Origin of the sequence: Crossiella sp. SN42 (assembly GCF_023897065.1) — a bacterium.
GTDB lineage: Bacteria > Actinomycetota > Actinomycetes > Mycobacteriales > Pseudonocardiaceae > Crossiella.
In genome coordinates this window covers 57,619-80,027 of record NZ_JAMHIV010000023.1, presented here as the reverse complement: position 1 = coordinate 80,027, position 22,409 = coordinate 57,619, and the positions used below count along the sequence as shown (strand labels likewise).

Here is a 22,409-nt window from a genome sequence, read left to right as displayed (position 1 = left end):
ATGACGCAGCGGTCGCCGGCGGACGAGGTCCGGATCGGGCAGTGGCTGAGCGAGCTGCTGCTCGGCACCAGGCTCGCGCTCACCGGCGGCCGCGCCGCCTGGGCCAGGCTGATGCTCTCCGCGGTCGGCATCGGCCTCGGCGTCATGGTGCTGCTGCTGGCCGCCTCGGTCGGCCCCGCGCAGGAGGCCAAGGCCGACCGGATGGCCGCTCGTCAGCTGGAGACCGGCGATCCGGCCCGCGCGGGCGAGGCGGAGCCGACCCACCTGCTGGCCAGGCAGGCCGCTCAGGCCTGGCGGAGCACCTACATCCAGGGCGTCGAGCTGAGCCCGGTCAGCGGTGGCGTGCCCAAGCTGCCACCGGGGCTGGACCGGCTGCCGGGGCCGGGCGAGATCATCGTCTCGCCCGCGCTGGACCGGCTGCTCGCCGAGCCGGGCAACGAGCTGTTGCGCGCGCGGCTGCCCGCCACGATCGCCGGTCACATCGGCGAGGCCGGCCTGGCCAGGCCGGGCGAGCTGTACTTCTACGCCGGGCTGCCCGAGGACCAGCGGGGCCGGGCGCTGCCGGTGCTGCGGATCGGCAGCGCCCCCCAGTCGACCTCGCTGCCGGAGCTGTTCCAGCTGCTGCTCACCGCGGCCGCGGCCGCGCTGCTGGTGCCGATCGGGGTGTTCGTGCTGGTCGCCACCCAGATCGGCGCCGGGGCCAGGGAGCAGCGGCTGGCCTCGATCCGGCTGGTCGGCGCCGATCCCGGGCAGGCCAGGCGGATCGCGGCCGGTGAGTCGCTGGCCGCCGCGCTGCTCGGCCTCGGCGTGGGCGCGGGGCTGTTCCTGCTGGTGCGCTCGCTGGCCGCGGTGGTGCAGATCGAGCAGGTCGGTTTCTACCCCGCTGACCTGGTGCCCAGCGCGCCGATCACCGTGCTGCTGCTGTTCGGGGTGCCTGCCACCGCGGTGGCCGCGGCGCTGATCGCGTTGCGGCGACTGGAGATCGGGCCGCTGGGCGTGGTCCGCAAGGCCGATCCGCCGCCGCGCAGGCTGCGCTGGCGGCTGGCCCTGGCCGGGCTCGGCGTGCTGGTGCTCGCGGCCAACATCCCGCTGCGGCGCTACGCCCGCGAGGACGACTGGCGCGGCACGCTGCTCTCGGCGGGCATCGCGCTGGTGCTGGCCGGCGCCGCCGCGGTGCTGCCCTGGCTGGTGGAGCGGCTGGCCGACCGCTGGCGGCCGCGGTGGGTGCCCGCGCTGCTCGCGGTGCGGCGGCTGCGCTTCGAGTACGCCACCACCCGGGTGGTGGCCGGCGTGGTCACCGTGCTGATCGGCGCGATCGCGTTGCAGGTGCTGCTGAGCACCATCGCGCACACCGAGGTCAGCGCGGAGGGCTACCGCGGCAGCGGCTCCGGCGAGGTCTTGCTGGTCACCGGCGGCGGGCCGGACAACCGGCCGGACGAGGCGCGGGTGCTGGAGGCGGCGGGCCGGGCTCCGGGCGTGGTGCACGCCGGGGCGCTGCGCTCGTTCTACGCCGAGGACAGCCGCGTCCTCCAGGTCGCGGACTGCGCGACCATCCGGCAGCTGTTCGGGGTGGCCGACTGCCGGCCGGGCACGCTCTACCAGGCGAGCAGCTGGCGGCCGGTGTTCCGGCCGGGACAGGTGGTGCGGCTGCGCGCCTCCGGCGCCGACCGGCCCTTCGCCTGGACCGTGCCGTCGGTGCGGCAGGTCAGCACCAGCAGCCCCTGGCTGGGCCAGAACCTGGGCTCCGTGCTGGTGGCCACCGGCACCGACCCCCGGCTGGACGCGGCGCAGGCCAACTACATCTGGGTGAAGGGCCCGCCAGGGTCCGACCTGCAGGACCGGGTGCTGGCCGCCACCGGCCGGGTGGACCTGTCCGTGCGCGCCTCCGACATGCCCACGCGGGAGGTGGCCGCCTTCGCCAGCGTGCGCGGCGGGGTGCTGGCAGGCACCGCGGTGGTGGTGCTGCTGGCGCTGCTGAGCCTGGTGGTGGCCGCGGTGGACCAGCTGCAGGAGCGCAGGCGGCAGTACTCGGTGCTGGCCGCCAGCGGCGTGCCCCGCCGTACCCTGGGCTGGGCGACGCTGTGGCAGAACGCGGTGCCCACCGCGATCGGCCTGGCACTGGCGCCCCCGATCGGCATCGGCCTGGCCGTGCTGGTGCTGGGCGTCATGACCAGCAGCGGTTCGATCCTGCGCGAGATTGTGGTGAACTGGGGAGACGTGGCGATGATTCTGGGCGCGGGCGCCGCGCTGATCGTGCTGGTGACCCTGTCCACCCTGCCGGCCCTGCGTTCCGCGGTCCGCCCGAGCGGCCTGCGCTTCGAGTGAGCTGGCCGCTGCTGAGCCTGTTCGGCGCGGCGGTCGGCAGTGGCATCCTGCCGGTCTTCAGCGTCGAGCTGTACCTGGTCGGGCTGTCCGCGGCCCGGCCGGACCTGCACTGGCTCGCCGCCGGTGTGGTGACCGGCGTGGGGCACGTGCTGGGCAAGATGGTGCACTACTACGCCGCGCGCGGCGTGATCAACATGCCCTGGGTGACCCGCAGGCTGGGCACCTCCAAGGGCCGGTTCGCCACCTGGTTCCGGCACTTCCAGGACACCTGCGCGCACCGGCCGTGGTGGAGCTTCTTCGTGGTGCTGCTCAGCGCCTCGGTGGGCATCCCGCCGTACACGATCCTGGTCGTGGTGGCCGGGGCCGGACGGCTGCCGCTGCGGGTGCTGCTGCCTGCCGCGCTGCTCGGCCGGATCATCCGGTTCTGCGTGCTGGCCAGCGGCGGCAGCTTGCTCGGCAGTGTGGACTGGCGCTTCTGAGCGACACATATTCCAGGCGGCCGGGCGGTGCGGGCGCGCGCACCGCCCGGCCGTTCTTGACGCTAGATGAGAATATTCGCTGCGGCGATGGGCCGAATGCGGGTCGTTTTCGTGACCTACGGTGAGCCCTGTTGAGGGTTGGTCCCCGATCGCGCGACACTGCCGCGAGCAGTAGAGCCGAACAGGGGAGCGAACGCGTGGCCCAGGTGCAAAGCCCGACCGTGGGGCGCCGCCGACTCGGCACCGAACTACGACAGCTCCGCGAGGCAGCGGGGCTCACCCACGTCCAGGTCGCCGAGGCGCTGGACTGCTCCCAGGGCAAGATTTCCAAGATCGAGACGGGCCGGGTGCCGGTGCGGACCCTGGAGGTCCGGGCCATGGCCGAGCTCTACGGCGCGGCCGACGACAAGATCGAGATCCTGCTGGGCCTGGCCAAGGACTCCAAGCAGAAGGGCTGGTGGCAGTCCTACGGAACCGGCGCGGTGCCGCCCGGCTTCGACACCTTCCTCGGCCTGGAGGCCGCGGCCAGCTCGCTGCGCACCTTCAGCAGTGGCCTGGTGCCCGGCCTGCTGCAGACCAAGGAGTACGCCTACGAGCTGCTCAACGCCTGGTCCCCGGTGGAGCGCACCGACGTGGAGAGCAGCCTGGCGCTGCGGCTGGCCAGGCAGGAGCGGCTGACCGGGGTCAACCCGCTCACCCTGTGGGCGGTGGTGGAGGAGTCCGCGCTGCGCAGGCTGGTGGTGCCCGCCGATGCCATGCGCCAGCAGCTGCGGCACCTGCTGCACCTGGCCTACCGGGCCAACGTGACCGTGCAGGTGCTGCCCAACGCGGCCGGCGCGCACCCGCTGATCGGGGACAACGTGGCGCTGCTGGAGTTCCCGGACCCGGTGGACCCGCCGGTGGTGTTCCTGGAGAACTCGGCGGGCTGGCAGGGCATGAAGAAGGCGGCCGAGGTGCGCCGGTACAAGCTGGCCATGGACCACCTGACCATGGCCGCGATGAGCCAGAAGGACTCGGTCGCGCTGATCGCCAGGATCGCCGACGAGCTGGTCTGAGCAGGCGTTACAGGTCGAACAGCTCGGAGAGGATGTCCTTCTTCTTGCGCCGCCGGTGGTACGGGTCGTGCGCGTACGGGTCGTGGCCGTAGGGCGCGGGCTGGCCGTAGCCCGGCGGCAACGGCGGCGCGGCGTAGCCCGGCGGCGGGTAGGCCGGTGGCGGCGGCGCGTAACCCGGTTCCGGCTGGTAGGGCGGCGGCTGGGCGGGCACCGGCTGCTCGCTGGTGACCGGGTTGGCCCCGGTGCTCGCGGTGGCGGCCGCCTCGCGCTCGCGGGCCTCGGCGGCCTGGCGGTAGATCAGTGCCGCGTCGACCAGGCGCTCCAGCTCACCGCGGTCCAGGAAGATGCCCTTGCAGTCCTGGCAGACGTCGATGTGCACACCGGTGCGGTCCACGGTCTGCATGATGTCCTGGCACTTCGGGCAGATCACCAGCCCAGGGTACCGAGCAGGAAGCCGGTGGCGGCGGCCAGAACTCCGGCGACAACGCTGCCGATCGCGTTGAGCGCGGCCTTGCCCTTGGGCAGTTGGCTGGTCTCCAGCGCGAAGGTGGAGTAGGTGGTCAGCGCGCCGCAGAAGCCGGTGCCCAGCAGCGCCATCGCCGGGCTGGCCACCGCGGCCCCGGCGAGCAGGCCGAGCAGCAGCGAGCCCGCGGTGTTCACCGCGAAGGTGCCCCAGGGCAGGCCGGGGAAGCGCCGCCGCGCCCACTCGGTGACCAGGTAGCGCAGCGGCGCGCCAACGGCCGCGCCCAGCGCCACCAGCAGCGCGTTCACCGGGCCGCGCCGAGCGCTCGGCCGGCCCAGACCGCGGCCAGCGCGCCGAGCAGGGTGACCGCGAGGTAGGCGGCGGCCTCGGCGGCGCGGCCCTCGTGAGTCAGCCGGACCACGTCCACGGCGTAGGCGGAGAAGGTGGTGAACCCGCCCAGCACCCCGGTGCCCAGGAACGGGCGCAGCGCCGATTCCGGGCCGGTGCGGCTGATCAGCAAGCCGATCAGCAAGCAGCCCAGCACGTTCACGCCGACCGTCGGCCAGGGCCAGGGAAAGGCCGTGCCGACGGCGTGCCTGGCCAGCGCGCCGAGCACGCCACCGGCGGAGATGAGCAACAGAACCCGCACCGGACCACGGTAGGCGCTGGCCCGATCGGGTGTGTGCGAGCCCACCGCGGATCTGTTAGCAGAGCGCTTGCAGGAGCTAGCACTCTTGCGTACGGTCGGAGACAGGCGAGAGGAGGTGACCCCATGACGGAAGACCAGGGCAAGTCGGTCAACCAGGTGGTCGCTGATCTCGGCCGTGATATCGGTGACTACATCCGCACCCAGCGGGCGACCGCGCAGATCTCGTTGCGCCAGCTGGCCAAGCTCGCCGGTGTGTCCAACCCGTACCTCAGCCAGATCGAGCGCGGATTGCGCAAGCCGAGCGCCGAGATCCTGCAGCAGATCGCCAAGGGGCTGCGGATCTCCGCCGAGGCGCTCTACGTGCAGGCCGGAATCCTGCAGGAGCGCCCTGGCGGGCCCGTCATCGACGCCGTGCTCGCCGACCCAGACCTGAACGAGCGGCAGAAGCAGGTGCTGCTCGACGTCTACGAGTCGTTCCGGCGGGAGAACGCCGCCACGACCCCGCCAGCCGATTCACCCACCGAGGAGTGATCCAGTAATGCCCGCACTGCCCACCGCTGAAGACGTCCGCAAGGCCACCGAACAGGCCGCCACCGTGTTCAACGCCGCCATCGAGCAGGCCCGCACCCCGCTGCTGGCCGCCCTCGGCGCCGGTGACCTGGCCGCCAAGGCCGTGGTGGACGCGCTGACCAAGGCCCGCGAGACCGTCGGCGAGCGCGCCGAGAAGGCCACCACCGCCGTGAACGACCTGCCCACCGACCTGGGCGAGCTGCGCAGCAAGCTGGACCCGGCCGAGTTCCGCAAGATCGTGGACGCCTACACCCAGGCCGCCCAGCAGCTCTACGGCTACCTGGCCGAGCGCGGCGAGGCCACCCTGGACAAGCTGCGCGCCAACCCGCAGGTGCAGACCGCCCAGCACCGGGTCGAGGAGGCCGCGGCCGAGGTTCGCGAGCTGGCCGACGACGTGCTCGGCAAGGTCACCCGCCGGACCCGCGCCGCCGGTGAGAAGACCGCCGAGGCCGCCGAGAAGGTCGCGGAGAAGATCGAGGACGTCGCGGTCAAGGTCGAGGAGGCAGGCGCGGACGTGGCCGCCGCCACCAAGACCGCCACCGCCCGCAAGCCGGCCGCCAAGACCAGCACCGGCGCCCGCAAGACCACCGGTGGCAGCACCACCGGTGCGCGCAAGACCACCAGCTGACCTGGCTGGAGCCCGCCGAAAGCTGCCGCCGCCGACCAGCCCCGAACTGGCCGGCGGTGGCTTTCGTCTCCGCTGGGCTCCGGCGCGGCCGGGCTTCGTCGTACCCTGGTGGTGTGCTCGAACCTGCTGCCCTGATCTTGAAAATCATCTACTTCGCCGCGATTCCGGTCGGCCTGTTCGCGTTCGTGCACGCTCTCATCCAGCGCGCGGACGCCTTCACCGCGGCGGACAAGCTCAGCAAGCCGGCCTGGCTCGGCATCACCGGCGGGGGCACCGCCGCGCTGGCGCTGTTCGTCTTCGGCGGGCCAGGCTCGCTGTTCTGGATGGCCGGGCTGGTCGCGGTCCTGGTCTACCTGGTGGACGTGCGACCGAAGGTGATCGAGGCCCAGCGCGGCCCCCGGTGGTGAGCTCGCCACTGGCCACGGCCACGGCCAACGGCGTGCGCTGGAGCGTGCACGGCACCGGCGGCCCGGTCACCCTGCTGGTCCCCGGACTGGGCGCCACCCCGGGTGAGGCGCGGCTGCCCGCGACCGGCCTGCCCGGCACCAGGGTGGTGCTCACCCTGCCCAGCCACGGCGAGTCCCCGGACGCCCCGCCCGGCTACTTCCGCTACGACACCATCGCCGCCGACGTGCTCGCGGTGGCCGACGAGGTCGGCGCCACCGCCGCGATCGGCACCTCGCTCGGCGCCAGTGCCCTGCTGCACATCGCCGCCGGGCACCCGGCCCGGTTCGAGCGGCTGGCCCTGCTGCTGCCCGCGGTGCTGGACGAGCCGCGCACGGCAGCGGGCGCGGACCCGCTCGGCCGGATGTCCGAGGCCACCGAGCACGCGCTGGCCACCGGCGACAGCAGCCGGTTGCAGGCCGTGGTGGCCGGTGAGCTCCCGCCGGGCCAGGACTTCGCCGACTACGTGGACAAGCGGGTGGCCGCCCTGCTGCGCCTGCGCGAGGCACTGCGCGAGCTACCGGCCCAGGTCCCGGTGCCGGATGCGGCCGCGCTGGCCGAGGTGACCGCCAAGGTGCTGGTGGTCTCGGCCACCGGTGACCCGCTGCACCCCGAGCACGTGGCCAAGTCGGTGGCCGCCGCCTTCCCCGCCGCCCGGCTCGCGGTGCTGCCCGCGCTCATCCCGCTGGTCACCCACCGCCGTGAACTGCGCGCCCTGCTGGCCGACTGGGCGGTGTAACCCCGGCGGCACCGGGTAGGCCCTGGGCATGGACAAGCGCATCGCGTTCCTCGTCGCGAGCGAGGGCATCGAACAGGCCGAACTGACCGACCCCTGGGCCGCCGTCGAGGAGGCGGGCGGCGTGCCGCGGCTGCTGTCCACCAAGCTGGGCACGGTCCGGGCGTACCACCACCTGGACCCGGCCGAGGAGTTCACCGTGGACGTCGCGCTCAGCGACGCCAACCCGGCCGACTACGCGGGCGTGGTGCTGCCCGGCGGGGTGGCCAACGCCGACGAGCTGCGGATGGACGAGGACGCCGCCCGGTTCGTCCAGGCCATCGCCGCCGCGGGCAAGCCCATCGCGGCGATCTGCCACGCCCCCTGGCTGCTGGTCGAGGCGGACCTGGTCAACGGCCGCGTGCTGACCTCCTTCCCGAGCCTGGCCACCGACATCCGCAACGCGGGCGGCGAGTGGGTCGACCGGGAGGTCCAGGTCTGCGACCACCGCGAGTGGCGGCTGATCACCAGCCGCACCCCGAAGGACCTGCCCGCCTTCAACCAGGCCGCGCTCAAGGAGTTCGGCCTCGGCTAGCCTGCCGGACATGACCGGCTGGACCATCGCGGGCACCCTCACCGTCCACCCCGCCCAAGACCGCCTGGACCTGTTGGCCGCCCCGGTGGCCACCATGCTCCGCACCCTGGCGGCCGAGCGCTGCGGCGTGGCCGAGATCAACCCCGACCTGGCCGACACGGCGGCCTTCTGCGCCGAGTACGGCTCCCCACTGTCCGCCTCGGCCAACTGCGTGGTCGTGGCCGGCCGCCGCGGCGAGGTCACCCGCTACGCCGCCTGCCTGGTCCTGGCCACCACCCGGGCCGACGTCAACGGCGTGGTCCGCAAACGCCTGGACGCCCGCAAGGCCAGCTTCGCCCCGATGGACGAGGCGGTCACCCGCACCGGCATGGCCTATGGCGGGATCACCCCGATCGGCCTGCCCGCGGACTGGCCGATCCTGCTCGCGCCGGAGGTGGCGGAGGCGCCGGAACTGGTGATCGGCAGCGGGGTGCGGCACAGCAAGCTGCTGGTGCCGGGGTCGCTGTTGGCCAAGCTGCCGAACGCGGAGGTGTTGCCGGGGCTGGCTCAGTAGGTCCATTCCCAGCCGACGTCGCTGGCCATCCGGTAGACGAGCGTGCCGTGCGCGTGCTTGCTGAACAGCACCAGTTTCCCGGTGAACTTCGAGGCCGGCGCGTAGGGCCGGGTAGGCAGCAAGTCCTTGGGGCAGTTGCCATAGCCGTCGGGAACGAGTGCGGACTCGGTGAACCCGTCCGGGCCGATGACCTCGAAATCGTGCGCCATGATCCACCAGGCTTGGTCGGCAGGCAGCTTCGCGGTGGTCTCCACGGTGAAGCTCAACACGAGCATGTGCTTGCCGCCGGTGTTCTCCCACTGCGCCTTGCAGCGCGGATCGACCTCGATGGCGGTCAGGGTGAAGTCGGCGGCCAGTTCCTGATCGCGGGTGGTCCAGCCTGCTCGCTCGCCGACGTTCTTCACCAGGTTGCCGCGTGCGGACTGCTTTCGGGCGGCCGTGGTGGTGCTTGGCGCGGGCGGTGTGGTGGTTGTGATCGTGGGGCTGGGCGGTGGGGCGGCAGGTGGGGCGGCGTCGGCGCAGGCGGACAGGAGCAGGACGGACAGGCAGGCGGCGGCGAGCTTCACGGGGCCCTCGATTCGGCTGGGGTGTCCCGTTCGTCGTGTGGGAGCGCGCGGTGTTAGTCCGTTTGGCCGTATCGTGACTTGACCGGAACGACTCAGCCGGTGCCCGCGTAGTCCTCCAGCAGTGCGACCGCCTCGCCCGGGTCGTCGGTGACCAGGATCCAGCGTTCCGCCGGTCTGCCGCTGGTCAGCCGGTGCACCAGGTCGGCCACCGGCAGCTCCTCGGTCCAGAACCGCTTGCCCAGGAACACCATGGGTGCCGCGGGGCCGACGCTCTCGTAGTAGTTCTGGGTGAGGTCCTGGAAGATCTCCTGGACGGTGCCCGCGCGGCCAGGGGTGTAGAGCACGCCGCCGGTGGCGACGGTGAGCAGGCCGTCCTCGCGGACGGAGTTGGCGAAGTACTTGGCGTGCAGCTCGCACAGCGGGTTGGGCGGTTCGTGGCCGTAGAACCAGGTCGGGATGCCGATGGTGCGGGGCAGCGGCTGCGGTTCCGGCAGGTCGAGGGACAGGCCCGCTTGCACCCAGCGGCCGATCGTCGCATCGTCCACTGTGGACGATTTCGCGGCGTGGAAGGTCGGGGCGGCGGCCAGTTCCGACAAGGCTTTGGTGAGCTGGTCATCGTCCACTGTGGACAGTCGGACGCCGAGGGGGACGGCTTCCATGGCGCCGGGGCCGCCGCCGGTGAGGACGGTGAAACCGGTGGGGCTGCGGCCGATGGCGCGGCCCAGCTCGGCGGCCTGGCGGTACTCGGGGCTGTCCCGGCGGAAGGCGTGGCCGCCCATCACCGCGACCGGGTTGGCCCTGCCCTGCGCCGCGCAGGCGGCCAGCAGGTCTTCCAGCGCCTCGGTGATGGCGTGGTCGTGCAGGCGTTCGGCCAGCGCGTGCAGCGGGTCCGGGTGGTTGCCGGTGCTGCCGCCGATGGCACGGCTGTGCCGGTAGACCCTGGCGTCCGGGGTGTCCCGGTAGGTCTCCGGGCGGCGCGGGTCCAGGCCCTCGAACAGCTCGGCCACCGTGTACAGCGAGGACCGGTAGGCGCGGTAGGGCAGCTCCGGGATGTCCGGGAACACCAGCGCGCCACTGGCCTCGGCGCGGTCCCTGGCCGTTGGCGTCAGGCGGCAGCCCAGCAGCAGCGCGCCGTCCAGGCTGGTGCGCAGCAGCTCGTGCTCCGCCTGGCCGGTCAGGTCCAGCCCGACCAGCACCGTGTGCCGCAGGTCCCGCCCGGCTGCCCGGTGCTCCCGCAGCGCGTCCAGCTCACCGATCTCGATCCGCACGCCGCCCAGGGTAGGGCCGGGGGCGCTCCGCTAGTGGAAAACGACAGTTCTGTTGCCGTGCACCAGCACCCGGTCCTCCACGTGCCAGCGCAGGCCCCTGGCCAGCACCACCTTCTCGATGTCGGTGCCCTTGCGCACCATGTCGGCCACCGAGTCGGTGTGGTCCACCCGGCCCACCTCCTGCTCGATGATCGGCCCGGCGTCCAGCTCCGCGGTGACGTAGTGGCAGGTCGCCCCGACCAGCTTCACGCCGCGGGCGTAGGCCTGGTGGTACGGGCGGGCGCCCATGAACGAGGGCAGGAAGCTGTGGTGGATGTTGAGCGCCTTGCCGGACCAGGCCGCGCACAGCTCGTGCGGCAGCACCTGCATGAACCGGGCCAGCACCACCGCGTCCGGGCGCTGGGAGTCCACCAGCTGCCGGATCTGCGCGAACGCCGCGGTCTTGCCCTCGGGGTCCTTGCCGGCCACCGGGAACGGCACGTGGTGGAACGGGATGCCGTGCGCCCTGGTGATGCCGGCCAGGTCCGCGTGGTTGCCGATCACCGCGCGCACGTCCACGTCCAGCTCGCCGGAGGCCACCCGGCCCAGGATGTCGTAGAGGCAGTGCCCCGCCTTGGACACCAGGATCACCACCCGCCGCTTCTCCCCGGTGTCGCTGACCCGCCAGTCGCTGCGCACGCCGAGCTCCCTGGCCACCGAGCTGAACCGGCGGCGCAGCTCGGTCACGTCGTAGGGCAGCGAGTCCGCGCGCACCTCCTGGCGGGTGAAGAACCAGTTGGTGTCGGTGTCGGTGTGGTAGGCCGCCTCCACGATCCAGCCGCCCTGCTCGGCGAGGAAGGTGGAGATCCGGGCCACGATGCCGGTGCGGTCCGGGCAGCCGAGGGTGATCACGTAGCGTCGTTCACGTGCGGACATGGCTGGTCAGTCTGCCCCGTGCGAACGGCTTCACCTGGTCAGGGGGTGCCGATCCGGTCCAGCAACTCAGACTTCCCGGTCACCACGGCGTTGTTCGGCCGGTTCCACAGGTACCGGTAGATCGCGTCCGCGGTGCCCGCGACCACCGCGTCGGTGTCCGTGCCGGTGCCGCGCACCGGGCCCAGCTCGGCGGGCTGCCCCGCGGTCAGCGTCAGCACCAGGGCCACGCCCGCGTCGGCGGCGTGGAACAGGACCGTGCCCTCTTCGGTGCGCTCGGCGTGCTTGCGGAAGACCAGGGCCATCCACAGGGCTTCCTCGATGCCGTCACCGGCGAAGGCCGGGTCGAACAGCAGCTCCTTGCCGGGGTCGGTGCCGCCGGAGACCTCGAACAGCGCGTGCTCGGCGTCCAGCCGGTGGATGGCCACCTCGTGCGCCTGCCGCCGGGCCCAGAACGCGCCGGGCTCGGCCACCTCGTACCCGAAGGTCCACGCCGGGGTGTCCACGCCCTTCTCCGCGAGCAGGCCGGTCAGCCGCTCCTGCTTGGCCAGCCACCAGGCGTGCAGCTCGGCCCAGTCCTCGGGCGCGGGCGGGAACTCCGGCCGCGCCTCGCGGATGCCCGCGGCCAGGTTGTCCCCAGCCCAGCACTGCACCCTGGCCATGTGCGCGACCAGCTGCCGCACGTCCCACTCCGGACAGGTGGGGACCCGCGCCTCGGGACCGGCTTTCAGCGCGGCCGCCCGCATCGCCTCGGAATGAACCCTGATCTGCTCGATGAAGTCGTTGTGCTGCACGTCACCGAGCCTACGGACGCGGGCCGTAGACCGCGTCCGCATTAAGCGTGACCTCGCCCAGCCGCCACCGGTTCCGGCGGTCCAGCACCGGCCAGTCCCGCGCGGCGAGCAGCCGCACCGCCTCGACCCAGCGGGCCCTGGGTCCGTACGGCGCGAAGGGGGCCGCGGTGGCCCAGCAGGCGTCCAGTTCGGCCAGCAGGGCGTGCACCCGCTCACCGGGCACGTTGTGGTGGATCAGCGACTTGGGCAGCCGTTCGGCCAGGTCGGAGGGCTGCTCCAGGTCCGAGGGCAGGCAGGCCAGGGTGAAGGTCAGCGGGCCGCCGGCGTCCAGGGTGACCCAGCAGCAGCGGCGGCCGATCTCGTCGCAGGTGCCCTCCACCAGCAGCCCGCCGGGAGCCAGCCGGGCCTGCATGGTGGCCCAGGCCTCCTCGGCCGCGTCCTCCTCGTACTGGCGCAGCACGTTGAACGCGCGCACCAGCGCGGGCCGCCGCCCGGCCAGCTCGAACCCGCCGCGGCGGAACTCCAGGCCGGGCCGCTCGGCCGGTTTGGCCGCGTCCACCCGCTCCTGGTCGATCTCCAGGCCCAGCACCCGCAGGTCCGGCCGCAGCCCGGCCAGCCGGTCGGCCAGCTCCACCGTGGTGATCGGCGAGGAGCCGTAGCCCAGGTCGACCACCAGCGGGTCCGGCGCGGCGCGCAGCGCGTCGGCGGTGAGCGGGGTGGCGGCGATCCAGCGGTCCACCTTGCGCAGCCGGTTCGGGTTGGTGGTGCCCCTGGTGGGCAGGCCGAGCGCCCTGGCCCGGCCCGCGGCGTAGCGGGGCGCGCGCTTGCGGACCTGGTTCACGGGTGTTCGCGCAGCCAGCGCTCGGTGAACTCGTGCTCGGTGGTCAGCAGCCGCTGGACCTGCTCGATGATCGCCTTCTCCACCTTGCCGCCGACGAAGGGCAGCGAGACCGACACGGTGAGCTTCGCCCGCACCCGGCAGCCCGCGCGATCCGGGCTGATCGAGATCGAGCAGCCGATGGTGGCCGGCGCGCCGGGCACGGTGGCGTTCACCACCGCGGTCGCGCCCTCGCCGGTGGCCAGCCAGGTCTCCGCCCGCTCGATCACCAGGTCGCCGGAGATCAGCGTGCGCACGAGCGCGGGCAGCTTGTCCGACGGAATGCCTTGGCGCAGCTTGAGCACGGTCTCCGCGCCGCTGACATCGAGGGAGAGCAGCTCGGCCTTGGTGCCGCCCACCGCGGCCAGCCGGTCCCGCAGGTAGGTCTCGTCGACCATGGTCGCGGCCACCCGTGCGGCGGGGAAGGAGTAGCCGTGCGAGGTCTCGGTGCTGGTTGCCACGGGGTGTCACGCTACCGTTGAACGTCGTGACCACACCCGTGCCGTTGGCTGGCTACACCACCCTGCGCCTTGGCGGCCCGGCCTCGGTGTTCCTGGAAGCAGCGAAGTCCACCGAGGTCATCGAAGCCGTCCGCGCCGCGGACCAGGCAGGTGAACCCCTGCTCGTGCTGGGCGGCGGGTCCAACCTGGTCATCGGCGACGAGGGCTTCGACGGCACCGTGGTGCGCATCGCCACCAGGGGCCGCGGCCACGACCCGCTCGGCGACGGCCTGGTCCGGCTGACCGTGGAGGCCGGCGAGAACTGGGACGACGTGGTCGCCGACGCGGTGGCCAACGACCTCGGCGGCCTGGAGGCCCTCTCCGGCATCCCCGGCCTGGTCGGCGCGACCCCGGTGCAGAACGTGGGTGCCTACGGCGTCGAGGTGGCCGACCTGCTGCTCTCGGTGGACCTGCTGGACCGGCGCAGCGGCCAGGTGCGCCAGGTCAGCGCCGCCGAGCTGGGCCTGGGTTACCGGACCAGCGTGCTCAAGGGCACCGACGACGCGGTGGTGCTGCGGGTCTCCTTCGCGCTGCGCACCGGCGGCCAGTCCGCCCCGGTCCGCTACGCCGAGCTGGCCAACACCCTGGGCGTGGAGCTGGGCGCCAGGGTGCCGGCCGCGCTGGTGCGGGAGGCGGTGCTCGCGCTGCGCACCGGCAAGGGCATGGTGCTCGACCCGGAGGACCACGACACCTGGAGCGCCGGGTCCTTCTTCACCAACCCGATCGTGGCCGAGGCCGACCTGCCCAGGGTGCTCTCGCTGATCCACGCCCGGCTCGGCCCCGAGGTCAAGGTGCCGCAGTACCCGGGCGGCGCGGGCAAGGTGAAGCTGTCCGCGGCCTGGCTGATCGAGCGGGCCGGGTTCCTGCGCGGGCACGAGGCCGCCGACGGCCGGGTCTCGCTCTCGCACAAGCACACCCTGGCCCTGACCAACCGCGGCAAGGCCGACACCGAGGACCTGCTCACCCTGGCCCGCGAGGTGCGCGACGGCGTGCGCGCGGCCTTCGAGGTCGAGCTGCACCCGGAACCGGTGTTCGTGGGCTGCTCGCTCTGAAGCGGGGCAACCGGCCAAACGAGTGACGCCAAGTGACGGGTCCCTCACCCCGGGGTTACATAGACGGTGTAGTGCCGGATCTAGGAGTGCGCATGACCAGCGCGGAGGACAGGCGCAGGGCAGCGATCCGGCCGGTGAAGCGACGGCACGAGGACACCCTGCTCGACCTGCCCGGCGTCGTCGCGGTGGACATCGGTGCGCAGACCACCAACGGCGTGCGCACCGGCCGGCCGGCCATCGTGGTGTCGGTGCGGGCCAAGCGGCCCGCCATCGCGGTGGCGCACGGACAGCTGCTGCCCGAGCGGATCGACGGGGTGCCGGTGGACGTCATCGAGGAGGACGTCCTGCTGCACCCCGCGCTGCTGCGCGCCGACGCCGCCCCGGAGCGCACCGGGGAGTCCTACGCGCCGCTGGTCGGCGGGATCAGCGTCGGCCCCTGCCGGTCCATCCAGATGGTGCCGCCGCAGGCGCCGGAGGCCGGTGAGTACGTCACCGTGGGCACCCTCGGCCTGCTGGTGGCGGCCAGGGACGACCGGCGGCGGGTGTTCGGGCTGACCAACTTCCACATCGCCTGCGTGGACGACGCCTGGGCGGTGGGCGACCGGATGACCCACCCGTCCAGGGTGGACGGCGGCCGCTGCCCCGCGGACGTGGTGGGCAGCCTGGCCAGCTCGGCGCTGTCCGGCTCGGTGGACGCGGCGCTGATCGCGCTGGCCGCCGACCGGCCGTGGCGTCGGGAGATCGCCCAGCTGGGCAGGCCGGGCGGCTGCGGGCAGGCGCTGCTGGGCAGCCAGGTGCGCAAGCGCGGCCGGACCACCGGGCTCACCCAGGGCGTGGTGGTCTCCACCGACGTCACGCTGTGCCTGGACTACGGCGACAGCCTCGGCCACCGCCGCCTGCGCGACCAGATCCGGGTGACCGCGGCCGAGGGCGTCTTCGGCGACCGGGGCGACTCCGGGGCTGTGCTGGTGGACGCGGACAACCAGGTCGTGGGCCTGCACTGCGCGGGCACCCTGGGCGGCGGCAGCGGCTTCGCGAACCCGATCAACCGGGTGCTGGACGAGCTGGACGTGGTGCTGGCCTAGAACGGCCCGTCCGGATAATTTCGTTCACTCGCAACCCCATTGTGAGAAGTGACACATCCATCCAGGGCACCCCGGCATGGGCGTAGGGCGTCCTGGAGATGGGGGCACCCTTGACGGGGTGCCGGAGTGTTGGAGGTCGACTGTGGTTGGTGAACGACGGGGACGGGGACGGTCCCTGCTCGGTTTCGCGGGGTTGCTCACTGCCGGTGCGCTGCTGCTTTCCGCCTGTACCGGCGGCGCGGGCGGCACCGGAGGGGACCCGGCCAAGCCGGATGCGCCACCGGTCGCCAAGGTGAGTGTGGAGCCCGGTGAGGGCGCCAAGGACGTCAGCCCGCGGGCGCCGGTGAAAGTGTCGGTGGCCGAGGGCACGCTTGACGAGGTGAAGCTGAGCGCGGACGGCAAGACGGTCCCCGGCAAGCTCAGCGAGGACAAGAAGAGCTGGGCCCCGGACAAGGTGCTGGAGTTCGGCAAGAGCTACACCGTCGGCGGCTCGGCCACCGGGACCGACGGCAAGAAGGTCGAGATCAAGGGCAGCTTCGCCACCCAGGCGGCGGGCAAGCTGCTGCGGGCCACGATCAACCCGGTGGACAACGCCACGGTGGGCATCGCGATGCCGATCAAGGTCGAGTTCGACGAGGCCCCGCAGGACCGGGCCGCGGTGGAGAAGGCGCTGAAGGTGGAGACCTCGGTGCCGGTCGAGGGCGCGTGGGCCTGGCTCAACCCCAAGGAAGTGCACTACCGGCCCAAGGAGTTCTGGCCGGCCAACACCAAGGTCAAGGTGACCGCGGACCTGTTCGCGGTGCCCTACGGCAAGAACGTCTTCGGCCGGGCCAACCTGAGCACCAAGTTCACCATCGGCCGCGCGCAGGTGGTCGAGGCGGACGTGCGCACCCACCGCATGATCGTCAAGCAGGACGGCAAGGAGATCATGAACCTGCCGGCCAGCCTGGGTGATGAGAGCAAGCCGGACCTGCGCACCGCGAACGGGATCTACATGGTCTCCGAGCGCAACGCCACCGAGCGCATGGTCAACGAGAAGTACAAGTACGACGTGGTCAAGAAGTGGGCGGTGCGCATCGCCAACAGCGGTGAGTTCATCCACGAGAACAACGACAACGCGGCCAACATCGGCAAGCGGAACAACTCGCACGGCTGCATCAACCTGCTCGAGGCGGACGCCAAGAAGTACTTCGACCAGGCGATGATCGGCGACCCGGTGATCATCTCCGGTTCGGCGGCCACCAAGGGCGCGGTGTCGGACACCTACGACTGGCGGATCGACTGGCCGACCTGGCTGTCGAAGTCGGCACTCAAGTGAGCACCACGGTCACCGGCCACGGCGGTGCGCGCCTCGCGGTGCGCACCGCAGGTCCGCTGGGCGCGCCCGCGCTGGTGCTGCTGCACGGCTGGGCGCAGAGCGCCGCGGTCTGGCGGCGGCTGCTCGCCGACCCCGGCCTGACCGAGCGGTACCGGCTGCTCGCGCCGGACCTGCGCGGGCACGGCGACTCCGAGGTCACCGAGAGCGGCTACGACGACCCGGAGGTCTGGGCCGGTGACCTGGCCGCGGTGCTGGCCGAGGCCAGCGGCCCCGCGGTGGTGCTCGGCTGGTCCTACGGCGGGCTGGTGATCGCGGACTACCTGCGCGTGCACGGGGACGCCGCGCTGGCCGGGATCGTGCTGCTGGGCGCGATCACCGAGATCGGGCCGGACCGGCAGGGCGGGCTGACCGGGCCGGTGATGAACGCCGGGCTGCGCGAGATGCTCTCCCCGGACGAGGGGATCGCCCGTCCCGCGCTGCGCACCTTCATCGAGCGCGGCACCGCGATCCCGCTGAGCCAGGACGAGCAGGACCGGCAGCTGGGAGTGGCGCTGAGCACCCCGGCCGCGGTGCGCAAGGCGCTGTTCAAGCGGGACATCGGCAGCGCGGAGGCGCTGGCCGGGGTGACCGTGCCCACCCTGGTGCTGCACGGCGACTCCGACGAGGTGGTGCTGCCGATGGCGGGCCGCTACGCCGCGGACACCGTGCCTGGAGCCGCCGCCAGCTGGTACCCCGGCTGCGGACACGCCCCGTTCCTGGAGCGACCGGCTGACTTCGACGTTGACCTGGCCCACTTCCTGACGCGCAGCCACGCCGAACACGGCAAAATGGGGTTGTGAGACGCCGCAGAGACCCTGCCCGGGCGCGCCGGGTGGCCGTGTTGTCCCTGCACACCTCCCCCCTTGAGCTGCCGGGCACCGGTGACGCCGGCGGCATGAACGTCTACATCGCGCAGACCGCGACCCGGATGGCCGAGCGCGGCACCGAGGTCGAGGTGTTCACCAGGGCCACCTCCTCGGACCTGCCGCCCACCGCCGAGCTGGCCCCCGGCGTCACCGTGCGGCACATCGCCGCCGGTCCCTACCAGGGCCTGGCCAAGAACGACCTGCCCGGCCACCTGTGCGCCTTCCACGCCGGCGTGCTGCGCACCGAGGCCAGCCACTCGCCCGGCTACTACGACGTGGTCGCCTCGCACTACTGGCTCTCCGGCCAGGTCGGCTGGCTGGCCAGGGACCGCTGGGGCGTGCCGCTGGTGCACACCGCGCACACCCTGGCCAAGGTCAAGCACCGCACGCTGGCCCAGGGCGAGTCGCCGGAGCCGCCGGTGCGGGTGGCCGGTGAGGAGCGGGTGGTCGCCGAGGCGGACAAGCTGGTGGTCAACACCGAGGCCGAGGCCGCCGACCTGGCCGAGCTCTACGGCGCCCGGCCCGAGCAGCTGACCGTGGTGCCCCCGGGCGTGGACCTCGAACGCTTCACCCCCGACGGCCGGGCGCAGGCCAGGGCCGAGCTGGGGCTCGCGCCGACGGCCGTGGTGCTGGCCTTCGTCGGCCGGATCCAGCCGCTCAAGGCCCCGGACGTGCTGCTGCACGCCGCCGCGGAGCTGGTCCGCCGCGACCCTGGGCTGCGCTCCCGGCTGGTGGTGCTGGTCGTTGGAGGACCGTCCGGCACCGGGCTGGAGCGGCCTGCCGAGCTGCACGAGCTGGCCGCGCGGCTGGGCATCGCCGAGCTGGTGCGCTTCCTGCCGCCGCGGCCGGGCGCGGCGCTGGCCACGGTGTACCGGGCCGCGGACGTGGTCGCGGTGCCCAGCCACTCCGAGTCCTTCGGCCTGGTCGCGCTGGAGGCGCAGGCCTGCGGCACCCCGGTGGCCGCGGCCGCGGTCGGCGGGCTGCCGGTCGCGGTGGCCGACGGGGTCTCCGGAATCCTGGTCCCGGACCGCCGCGCGGGTTCCTGGGCGGACGCGTTGGGGTACCTGGCACTGGAGCCCGCGCGGTGGCGGGAGTTCGCCACCGCCGCGTCCGAGCACGCCTCGGCGTTCTCCTGGGACCGCACCACCGAGCGGCTGCTCGCGGTGTACGACCAGGCGGCCACCGAGCTGCGCACCACCCTGGAGATCGCGGTATGAGCCTGGACCAGCTGATCGAGTCCACTTTGGACGGTCAAGAACTGAAGTACGCCAAGCGCGGCGAGGGCCGGTGGTTCGTCACCCTGCCGGGGGTGAAGAAGCTGCAGACCAACCTGTGGCTGATCCTGGGCCGCCAGTCGCTGCTGGTGGAGGCCTTCGTCTGCCGCCGCCCGGACGAGGGGCACGAGCAGGTCTACCGGTTCCTGTTGCGCCGCAACGCCAAGCTCTACGGCGTGCACTACACCATCGACCCGGCCGGCGACATCTACCTGGTGGGCAGGGTCGGCCTGCACGCGGTCACCGCCGATGAGCTGGACCGGGTGCTCGGCCAGGTGCTGGAGGCCGCCGACGGCGACTTCAACCCGTTGCTGGAGCTGGGTTTCGCCGGGGCCATCCAGCGGGAGTGGGACTGGCGGGTGTCCAGGGGCGAGTCGCTGGCCAACCTGCAGGCGTTCAAGCACCTGGTCACCTCGCCGCATGAGGGGCCGGTGCACGCCGAGTCCTGATCGTGACCGGGGCCGCGCAACGGCCGTCACCCCGGCCACCGTCCGATCGTTGTACCGCTTACGACGATGGGGGTCGGACGACATGGCAGGACGATCATTGCTCGCCCTCGGCGCGCTCAGCCTGGTGCTGGTGGCCGGGTGCTCGGGCGCCGGTGAGCGGACCAACGCGGCGGTCGCGCCCGAGGTCGCGCAGGGCCAGGCGCAGCCGGGCTTCAGCGGCGGCAGCGGGCCCGGCGACGCCAAGCGGCAGCCGGAGAAGGGCCAGTCCGCGGCCGCGCCGGAGCAGGCCGCGCTGGAGGCCAGGCAGCTGATCAGGACCGCGCGGATCGAGCTGAGCGTGGCCGAGGTGGCCGAGGCCGTGCGCAAGGCCCAGGAAGAGGCCAAGGCGGCGGGCGGGTTCGCCAGCGAGGAGAACGCCCGCGAGCAGCGGGCCACGCTCACCGTGCGGGTGCCGGCGGACAAGCTGGACGAGGTGCTCAACCGCCTGGACGACCTCGGCAAGGTCATCGTGCGCGAGCAGCGCTCCCAGGACGTCACCGACCAGCTGGTGGACACCAAGAGCAGGCTGGAGTCGCAGCGGGCCAGCGTGGACCGGGTGCGCGCGCTGCTGGAGCGGGCCGGGTCGGTCAGCGAGATCGTGCAGGTCGAGGGCGAGCTGACCAAGCGGCAGGCCGAGCTGGAGTCCTTGCAGCGCAGGCTGGAGTCGATGTCCAAGCAGGTCGCGATGGCCACCGTCACGGTGACCCTGGTGCGCGAGGGCCAGGCGGTCGCGCCCAGCTCGGATGACTTCCTCAGCGGGCTGGCCGCGGGCTGGCGGGCCTTCCTCAGCACGGTCAACGCCTTGCTGGTGGCCTTCGGCGCGCTGCTGCCGTTCCTGGTGGCGCTGGGCCTGCTCGGCGCGCTGCTGCTGGTGGTGCTGCGCCGCCGCAGGCGCAAGCCGGTCGAGCCGGTGACCGCCGAGACACCGGCGGGCTGAGAGTTGTCGCGCGGGGCGGCCCGGGAGAGAGGGGGAGTCGCGAGCTCGAGCCGCCCCGCGTCCACAAGCTCCCGCTACGTCGGACCACTGCGGGCGGGGGGAGCCCCGGGTCCGGGCGGGCCGCGGTTCGACGGGGGATACGAACCGCGATGGACGCTCTCTCGAGATCGGGGAGTGCGTGGGAGCCGATCTGAAAGAGTGATGTCAACTTGGCAGATTCGATGTGGCAATCACAAGCCTGGCCCACTGCTCCATTCGAGTGTAATTAGCTCGGTGGGATAACGGGATGATGTCTGGTCGGCCCGTGTTGACAACAACTTGACTGGGAGCTGTGAGCGTAGTCACGATTGATCGCCCGATTGGCGTCCGCCGTTGGAGGGAACACCCATGGCTTTTCGCAGTCCGTACCCCGATGTCGCGATTCCGGACGTCTCGCTGCCCGAGTTGCTCTTCGGCGCGCTGAGTCCGGAACAGGCTGCGGCGCCTGCGCTGATCGATGGTCCGAGTGGCCGAGTGCTGCGCTACGGGGAGCTGGCCGCGCTGGTCGACAAGGCGGCCGCCGGGCTTGTTGCCCGCGGTATCAACAAGGGTGATGTGGTCGGCATCTTCAGCCCGAACACCCCCTACTACGCGGTGATCTTCCACGGGGTGCTGCGGGCCGGCGCGGTGGCCACCACGGTGAACGCGCTCTACACCGCCGAGGAGCTGGCCCACCAGCTCACCGACGCGGGGGCGAAGCTGTTGGTCACCGTCTCCGCCTTCGCCGATCGCGCGCTGGCCGCGGCGGAGGCCGCCGGGATTGCCGAGGTGGTCTTCCTGGACGGCCTGGACGGCCACCCCTCGCTGGCCGACCTGCTGGCCACCGAGGCGGCCCCGCCGCAGGTGCGGATCGACCCGGCCGAGGACCTGGCCGTGCTGCCCTACTCCTCCGGCACCACCGGCCGGGCCAAGGGCGTGATGCTGACCCACCGCAACCTGGTGGCCAACATCGAGCAGTTCAAGCAGGTCGTGCACATCACCGCCGAGGACCGGGTGCTCGCGGTGCTGCCGTTCTTCCACATCTACGGCATGCAGGTGACCATGAACCACGCGCTCGCGGTGGGCGCGACCGTGGTGACCATGCCCAAGTTCGACCTGGCCGAGTTCCTCCGGGTCATCGCCGAGCACCGCACCAGCTACGTCTACATCGCCCCGCCGGTGGCGGTCGCGCTGGCCAAGCACCCGATGGTGGAGCAGTACGACCTGTCCGCGATGAAGATGCTGTTCTCCGGGGCCGCGCCGCTGGACGCGGAGCTGGCGGGCGCGGTGGCCAAGCGGCTGGGCGTGGAGGTGCGGCAGGGCTACGGGATGACCGAGATGAGCCCGGTCAGCCACGCCATCCCGAGCGACCGGCCGGACATCAACGTGGGCACGGTCGGGCTGATCCTGCCGAACATGGTGTGCAAGCTCGTCGACCCGGCCACCGAGGCCGAGGCCGCGCCCGGCCAGCCCGGCGAGCTGTGGTGCCAGGGGCCCAACGTGATGAAGGGCTACCTGAACAACGAAGCGGCCACCAGGGCCACGTTGGACGAGGACGGCTTCCTGCACACCGGCGACGTCGCGGTGATCGACGAGCACGGGGTTGTGTCCATTGTGGACAGGGTCAAGGAGCTGATCAAGTACAAGGGCTACCAGGTGCCGCCCGCCGAGCTGGAGGCGTTGCTGCTGACCCATCCCCAGATCGCGGACGCCGCGGTGATCGGGGTGCGCGACGCCGAGGGCGAGGAGGTGCCCAAGGCGTTCGTGGTGCGCCAGCAGGGCGCGGAGGAGCTGGACGAGGCCGCGGTGATGGCGTTCGTGGCCGGGCAGGTGGCCCCGCACAAGAAGGTCCGCGTGGTGGAGTTCCTGGACGTCATCCCCAAGTCCGCCAGCGGCAAGATCCTGCGCAAGGACCTGCGCGCCCGCGAGGCGGGCTGAC

General features: G+C 72.5%; 26 protein-coding genes. 17 read left to right on the top strand and 9 right to left on the bottom strand.

What is annotated here, in order from left to right; translation table 11 throughout:
* The 3 genes from M8C13_RS26660 to M8C13_RS26650 all read left to right on the top strand — a co-directional run bounded on the left by M8C13_RS26660 (position 1) and on the right by M8C13_RS26650 (position 3,859).
* A complete protein-coding gene (locus tag M8C13_RS26660; RefSeq protein ID WP_252483443.1) occupies positions 1-2,325 on the top strand; it encodes an ABC transporter permease in 2,325 nt (774 codons plus the stop codon).
* The gene (locus M8C13_RS26655; protein ID WP_252483442.1) at positions 2,322-2,804 is read left to right on the top strand and encodes a VTT domain-containing protein; all 483 of its coding nucleotides are present in this window, start codon (positions 2,322-2,324) and stop codon (positions 2,802-2,804) included. Before M8C13_RS26660 ends, M8C13_RS26655 begins: the two co-directional genes overlap by 4 nt.
* Before the next feature lie 197 nt (positions 2,805-3,001).
* Positions 3,002-3,859 carry a helix-turn-helix transcriptional regulator gene (locus M8C13_RS26650; protein ID WP_252483441.1) on the top strand — a complete coding sequence of 286 codons (858 nt, stop codon included), beginning with the start codon at positions 3,002-3,004 and terminating at the stop codon, positions 3,857-3,859.
* 7 nt (positions 3,860-3,866) lie between these two features.
* On the opposite strand, the gene M8C13_RS26645 is transcribed toward M8C13_RS26650, so the two are convergent.
* From M8C13_RS26645 to M8C13_RS26635, 3 genes are read right to left on the bottom strand one after another with little or no spacing between them, the layout of a single operon-like run.
* Positions 3,867-4,289 (bottom strand): zf-TFIIB domain-containing protein, encoded by a 423-nt coding sequence (locus tag M8C13_RS26645; protein WP_252483440.1) that lies wholly within the window; start codon positions 4,287-4,289, stop codon positions 3,867-3,869.
* Positions 4,286-4,630, bottom strand: coding sequence for a CrcB family protein (locus M8C13_RS26640; RefSeq protein WP_252483439.1), 345 nt, complete (start codon positions 4,628-4,630; stop codon positions 4,286-4,288). The genes M8C13_RS26645 and M8C13_RS26640 overlap by 4 nt, the downstream gene beginning before the upstream one ends.
* Positions 4,627-4,971: a CrcB family protein gene (locus M8C13_RS26635; RefSeq protein ID WP_252483438.1), complete on the bottom strand. Its 345-nt coding sequence runs from the start codon at positions 4,969-4,971 to the stop codon at positions 4,627-4,629. Before M8C13_RS26635 ends, M8C13_RS26640 begins: the two co-directional genes overlap by 4 nt.
* Positions 4,972-5,094: 123 nt before the next feature.
* On the opposite strand from M8C13_RS26635, the gene M8C13_RS26630 reads away from it, so the two are divergent.
* From M8C13_RS26630 to M8C13_RS26605, 6 genes are all read left to right on the top strand, one after another.
* A complete protein-coding gene (locus M8C13_RS26630) occupies positions 5,095-5,502 on the top strand; it encodes a helix-turn-helix domain-containing protein (RefSeq protein ID WP_252483437.1) in 408 nt (135 codons plus the stop codon).
* A 7-nt stretch (positions 5,503-5,509) separates the two neighbouring features.
* On the top strand, positions 5,510-6,169 hold the full coding sequence (locus M8C13_RS26625; protein WP_252483436.1) for a hypothetical protein: 660 nt from the start codon (positions 5,510-5,512) through the stop codon (positions 6,167-6,169).
* Positions 6,170-6,282: 113 nt separating this feature from the next.
* Positions 6,283-6,576 (top strand): DUF2516 family protein, encoded by a 294-nt coding sequence (locus tag M8C13_RS26620; RefSeq protein ID WP_252483435.1) that lies wholly within the window; start codon positions 6,283-6,285, stop codon positions 6,574-6,576.
* Complete coding sequence (locus tag M8C13_RS26615; protein WP_252483434.1) at positions 6,573-7,352, top strand: alpha/beta fold hydrolase; 780 nt, start codon at positions 6,573-6,575, stop codon at positions 7,350-7,352. The genes M8C13_RS26620 and M8C13_RS26615 overlap by 4 nt, the downstream gene beginning before the upstream one ends.
* Positions 7,353-7,380: 28 nt before the next feature.
* Positions 7,381-7,923, top strand: a complete 543-nt coding sequence (locus M8C13_RS26610; protein ID WP_252483433.1) for a type 1 glutamine amidotransferase domain-containing protein — start codon at positions 7,381-7,383, stop codon at positions 7,921-7,923.
* Positions 7,924-7,933: 10 nt separating this feature from the next.
* Entirely contained in the window at positions 7,934-8,476 is a 543-nt protein-coding gene (locus M8C13_RS26605; protein WP_252483432.1) for a YbaK/EbsC family protein, read from the top strand.
* Here the strand turns inward: M8C13_RS26605 and M8C13_RS26600 are convergent.
* The 6 genes from M8C13_RS26600 to M8C13_RS26575 form a co-directional block, all read right to left on the bottom strand.
* Entirely contained in the window at positions 8,470-9,042 is a 573-nt protein-coding gene (locus M8C13_RS26600; RefSeq protein ID WP_252483431.1) for a hypothetical protein, read from the bottom strand. The two genes, M8C13_RS26605 and M8C13_RS26600, sit on opposite strands and share 7 nt — an antisense overlap.
* A 92-nt stretch (positions 9,043-9,134) precedes the next feature.
* A complete protein-coding gene (locus M8C13_RS26595) occupies positions 9,135-10,310 on the bottom strand; it encodes an LOG family protein (protein ID WP_252483430.1) in 1,176 nt (391 codons plus the stop codon).
* 30 nt (positions 10,311-10,340) lie between these two features.
* Positions 10,341-11,225 (bottom strand): formyltetrahydrofolate deformylase, encoded by an 885-nt coding sequence (gene purU / locus M8C13_RS26590; RefSeq protein WP_252483429.1) that lies wholly within the window; start codon positions 11,223-11,225, stop codon positions 10,341-10,343.
* Between the two features lie 38 nt (positions 11,226-11,263).
* Positions 11,264-12,016 carry a maleylpyruvate isomerase family mycothiol-dependent enzyme gene (locus M8C13_RS26585; protein ID WP_252483428.1) on the bottom strand — a complete coding sequence of 251 codons (753 nt, stop codon included), beginning with the start codon at positions 12,014-12,016 and terminating at the stop codon, positions 11,264-11,266.
* Positions 12,017-12,026: 10 nt separating this feature from the next.
* The gene (locus M8C13_RS26580; protein ID WP_252483427.1) at positions 12,027-12,857 is read right to left on the bottom strand and encodes a class I SAM-dependent methyltransferase; all 831 of its coding nucleotides are present in this window, start codon (positions 12,855-12,857) and stop codon (positions 12,027-12,029) included.
* Positions 12,854-13,354: a DUF2505 domain-containing protein gene (locus M8C13_RS26575; protein WP_252483426.1), complete on the bottom strand. Its 501-nt coding sequence runs from the start codon at positions 13,352-13,354 to the stop codon at positions 12,854-12,856. Before M8C13_RS26575 ends, M8C13_RS26580 begins: the two co-directional genes overlap by 4 nt.
* A 17-nt stretch (positions 13,355-13,371) precedes the next feature.
* On the opposite strand from M8C13_RS26575, the gene M8C13_RS26570 reads away from it, so the two are divergent.
* The 8 genes from M8C13_RS26570 (at position 13,372) to M8C13_RS26535 (ending at position 22,408) form a co-directional block, all read left to right on the top strand.
* Complete coding sequence (locus M8C13_RS26570) at positions 13,372-14,445, top strand: UDP-N-acetylmuramate dehydrogenase (protein WP_252483425.1); 1,074 nt, start codon at positions 13,372-13,374, stop codon at positions 14,443-14,445.
* A 92-nt stretch (positions 14,446-14,537) separates the two neighbouring features.
* Entirely contained in the window at positions 14,538-15,530 is a 993-nt protein-coding gene (locus M8C13_RS26565) for a S1 family peptidase (RefSeq protein ID WP_252483424.1), read from the top strand.
* Positions 15,531-15,723: 193 nt separating this feature from the next.
* On the top strand, positions 15,724-16,848 hold the full coding sequence (locus tag M8C13_RS26560; RefSeq protein ID WP_252483423.1) for an Ig-like domain-containing protein: 1,125 nt from the start codon (positions 15,724-15,726) through the stop codon (positions 16,846-16,848).
* Complete coding sequence (locus M8C13_RS26555; protein WP_252483422.1) at positions 16,845-17,687, top strand: alpha/beta fold hydrolase; 843 nt, start codon at positions 16,845-16,847, stop codon at positions 17,685-17,687. The genes M8C13_RS26560 and M8C13_RS26555 overlap by 4 nt, the downstream gene beginning before the upstream one ends.
* Positions 17,684-18,970 (top strand): D-inositol-3-phosphate glycosyltransferase, encoded by a 1,287-nt coding sequence (gene mshA, locus M8C13_RS26550; protein WP_252483421.1) that lies wholly within the window; start codon positions 17,684-17,686, stop codon positions 18,968-18,970. The genes M8C13_RS26555 and mshA overlap by 4 nt, the downstream gene beginning before the upstream one ends.
* Positions 18,967-19,476, top strand: coding sequence for a YbjN domain-containing protein (locus M8C13_RS26545; protein WP_252483420.1), 510 nt, complete (start codon positions 18,967-18,969; stop codon positions 19,474-19,476). Before mshA ends, M8C13_RS26545 begins: the two co-directional genes overlap by 4 nt.
* Before the next feature lie 82 nt (positions 19,477-19,558).
* Complete coding sequence (locus tag M8C13_RS26540) at positions 19,559-20,452, top strand: DUF4349 domain-containing protein (RefSeq protein ID WP_252483419.1); 894 nt, start codon at positions 19,559-19,561, stop codon at positions 20,450-20,452.
* A gap of 387 nt (positions 20,453-20,839) precedes the next feature.
* Entirely contained in the window at positions 20,840-22,408 is a 1,569-nt protein-coding gene (locus M8C13_RS26535; RefSeq protein WP_252483418.1) for an AMP-binding protein, read from the top strand.
* Position 22,409 lies beyond the last annotated feature (1 nt).

What these genes read in the sequence shown, in the direction of transcription:
- M8C13_RS26605 (WP_252483432.1), top strand. Translation starts at nt 7,934, where the DNA reads ATGACCGGCTGGACCATCGCGGGCACCCTCACCGTCCACCCCGCCCAA.
- M8C13_RS26660 (WP_252483443.1), top strand. Translation starts at nt 1, where the DNA reads ATGACGCAGCGGTCGCCGGCGGACGAGGTCCGGATCGGGCAGTGGCTG.
- M8C13_RS26540 (WP_252483419.1), top strand. Translation starts at nt 19,559, where the DNA reads ATGGCAGGACGATCATTGCTCGCCCTCGGCGCGCTCAGCCTGGTGCTG.
- M8C13_RS26630 (WP_252483437.1), top strand. Translation starts at nt 5,095, where the DNA reads ATGACGGAAGACCAGGGCAAGTCGGTCAACCAGGTGGTCGCTGATCTC.
- M8C13_RS26545 (WP_252483420.1), top strand. Translation starts at nt 18,967, where the DNA reads ATGAGCCTGGACCAGCTGATCGAGTCCACTTTGGACGGTCAAGAACTG.
- purU (WP_252483429.1), bottom strand. Translation starts at nt 11,225, where the DNA reads ATGTCCGCACGTGAACGACGCTACGTGATCACCCTCGGCTGCCCGGAC.
- M8C13_RS26565 (WP_252483424.1), top strand. Translation starts at nt 14,538, where the DNA reads ATGACCAGCGCGGAGGACAGGCGCAGGGCAGCGATCCGGCCGGTGAAG.
- M8C13_RS26610 (WP_252483433.1), top strand. Translation starts at nt 7,381, where the DNA reads ATGGACAAGCGCATCGCGTTCCTCGTCGCGAGCGAGGGCATCGAACAG.
- M8C13_RS26625 (WP_252483436.1), top strand. Translation starts at nt 5,510, where the DNA reads ATGCCCGCACTGCCCACCGCTGAAGACGTCCGCAAGGCCACCGAACAG.
- M8C13_RS26535 (WP_252483418.1), top strand. Translation starts at nt 20,840, where the DNA reads ATGGCTTTTCGCAGTCCGTACCCCGATGTCGCGATTCCGGACGTCTCG.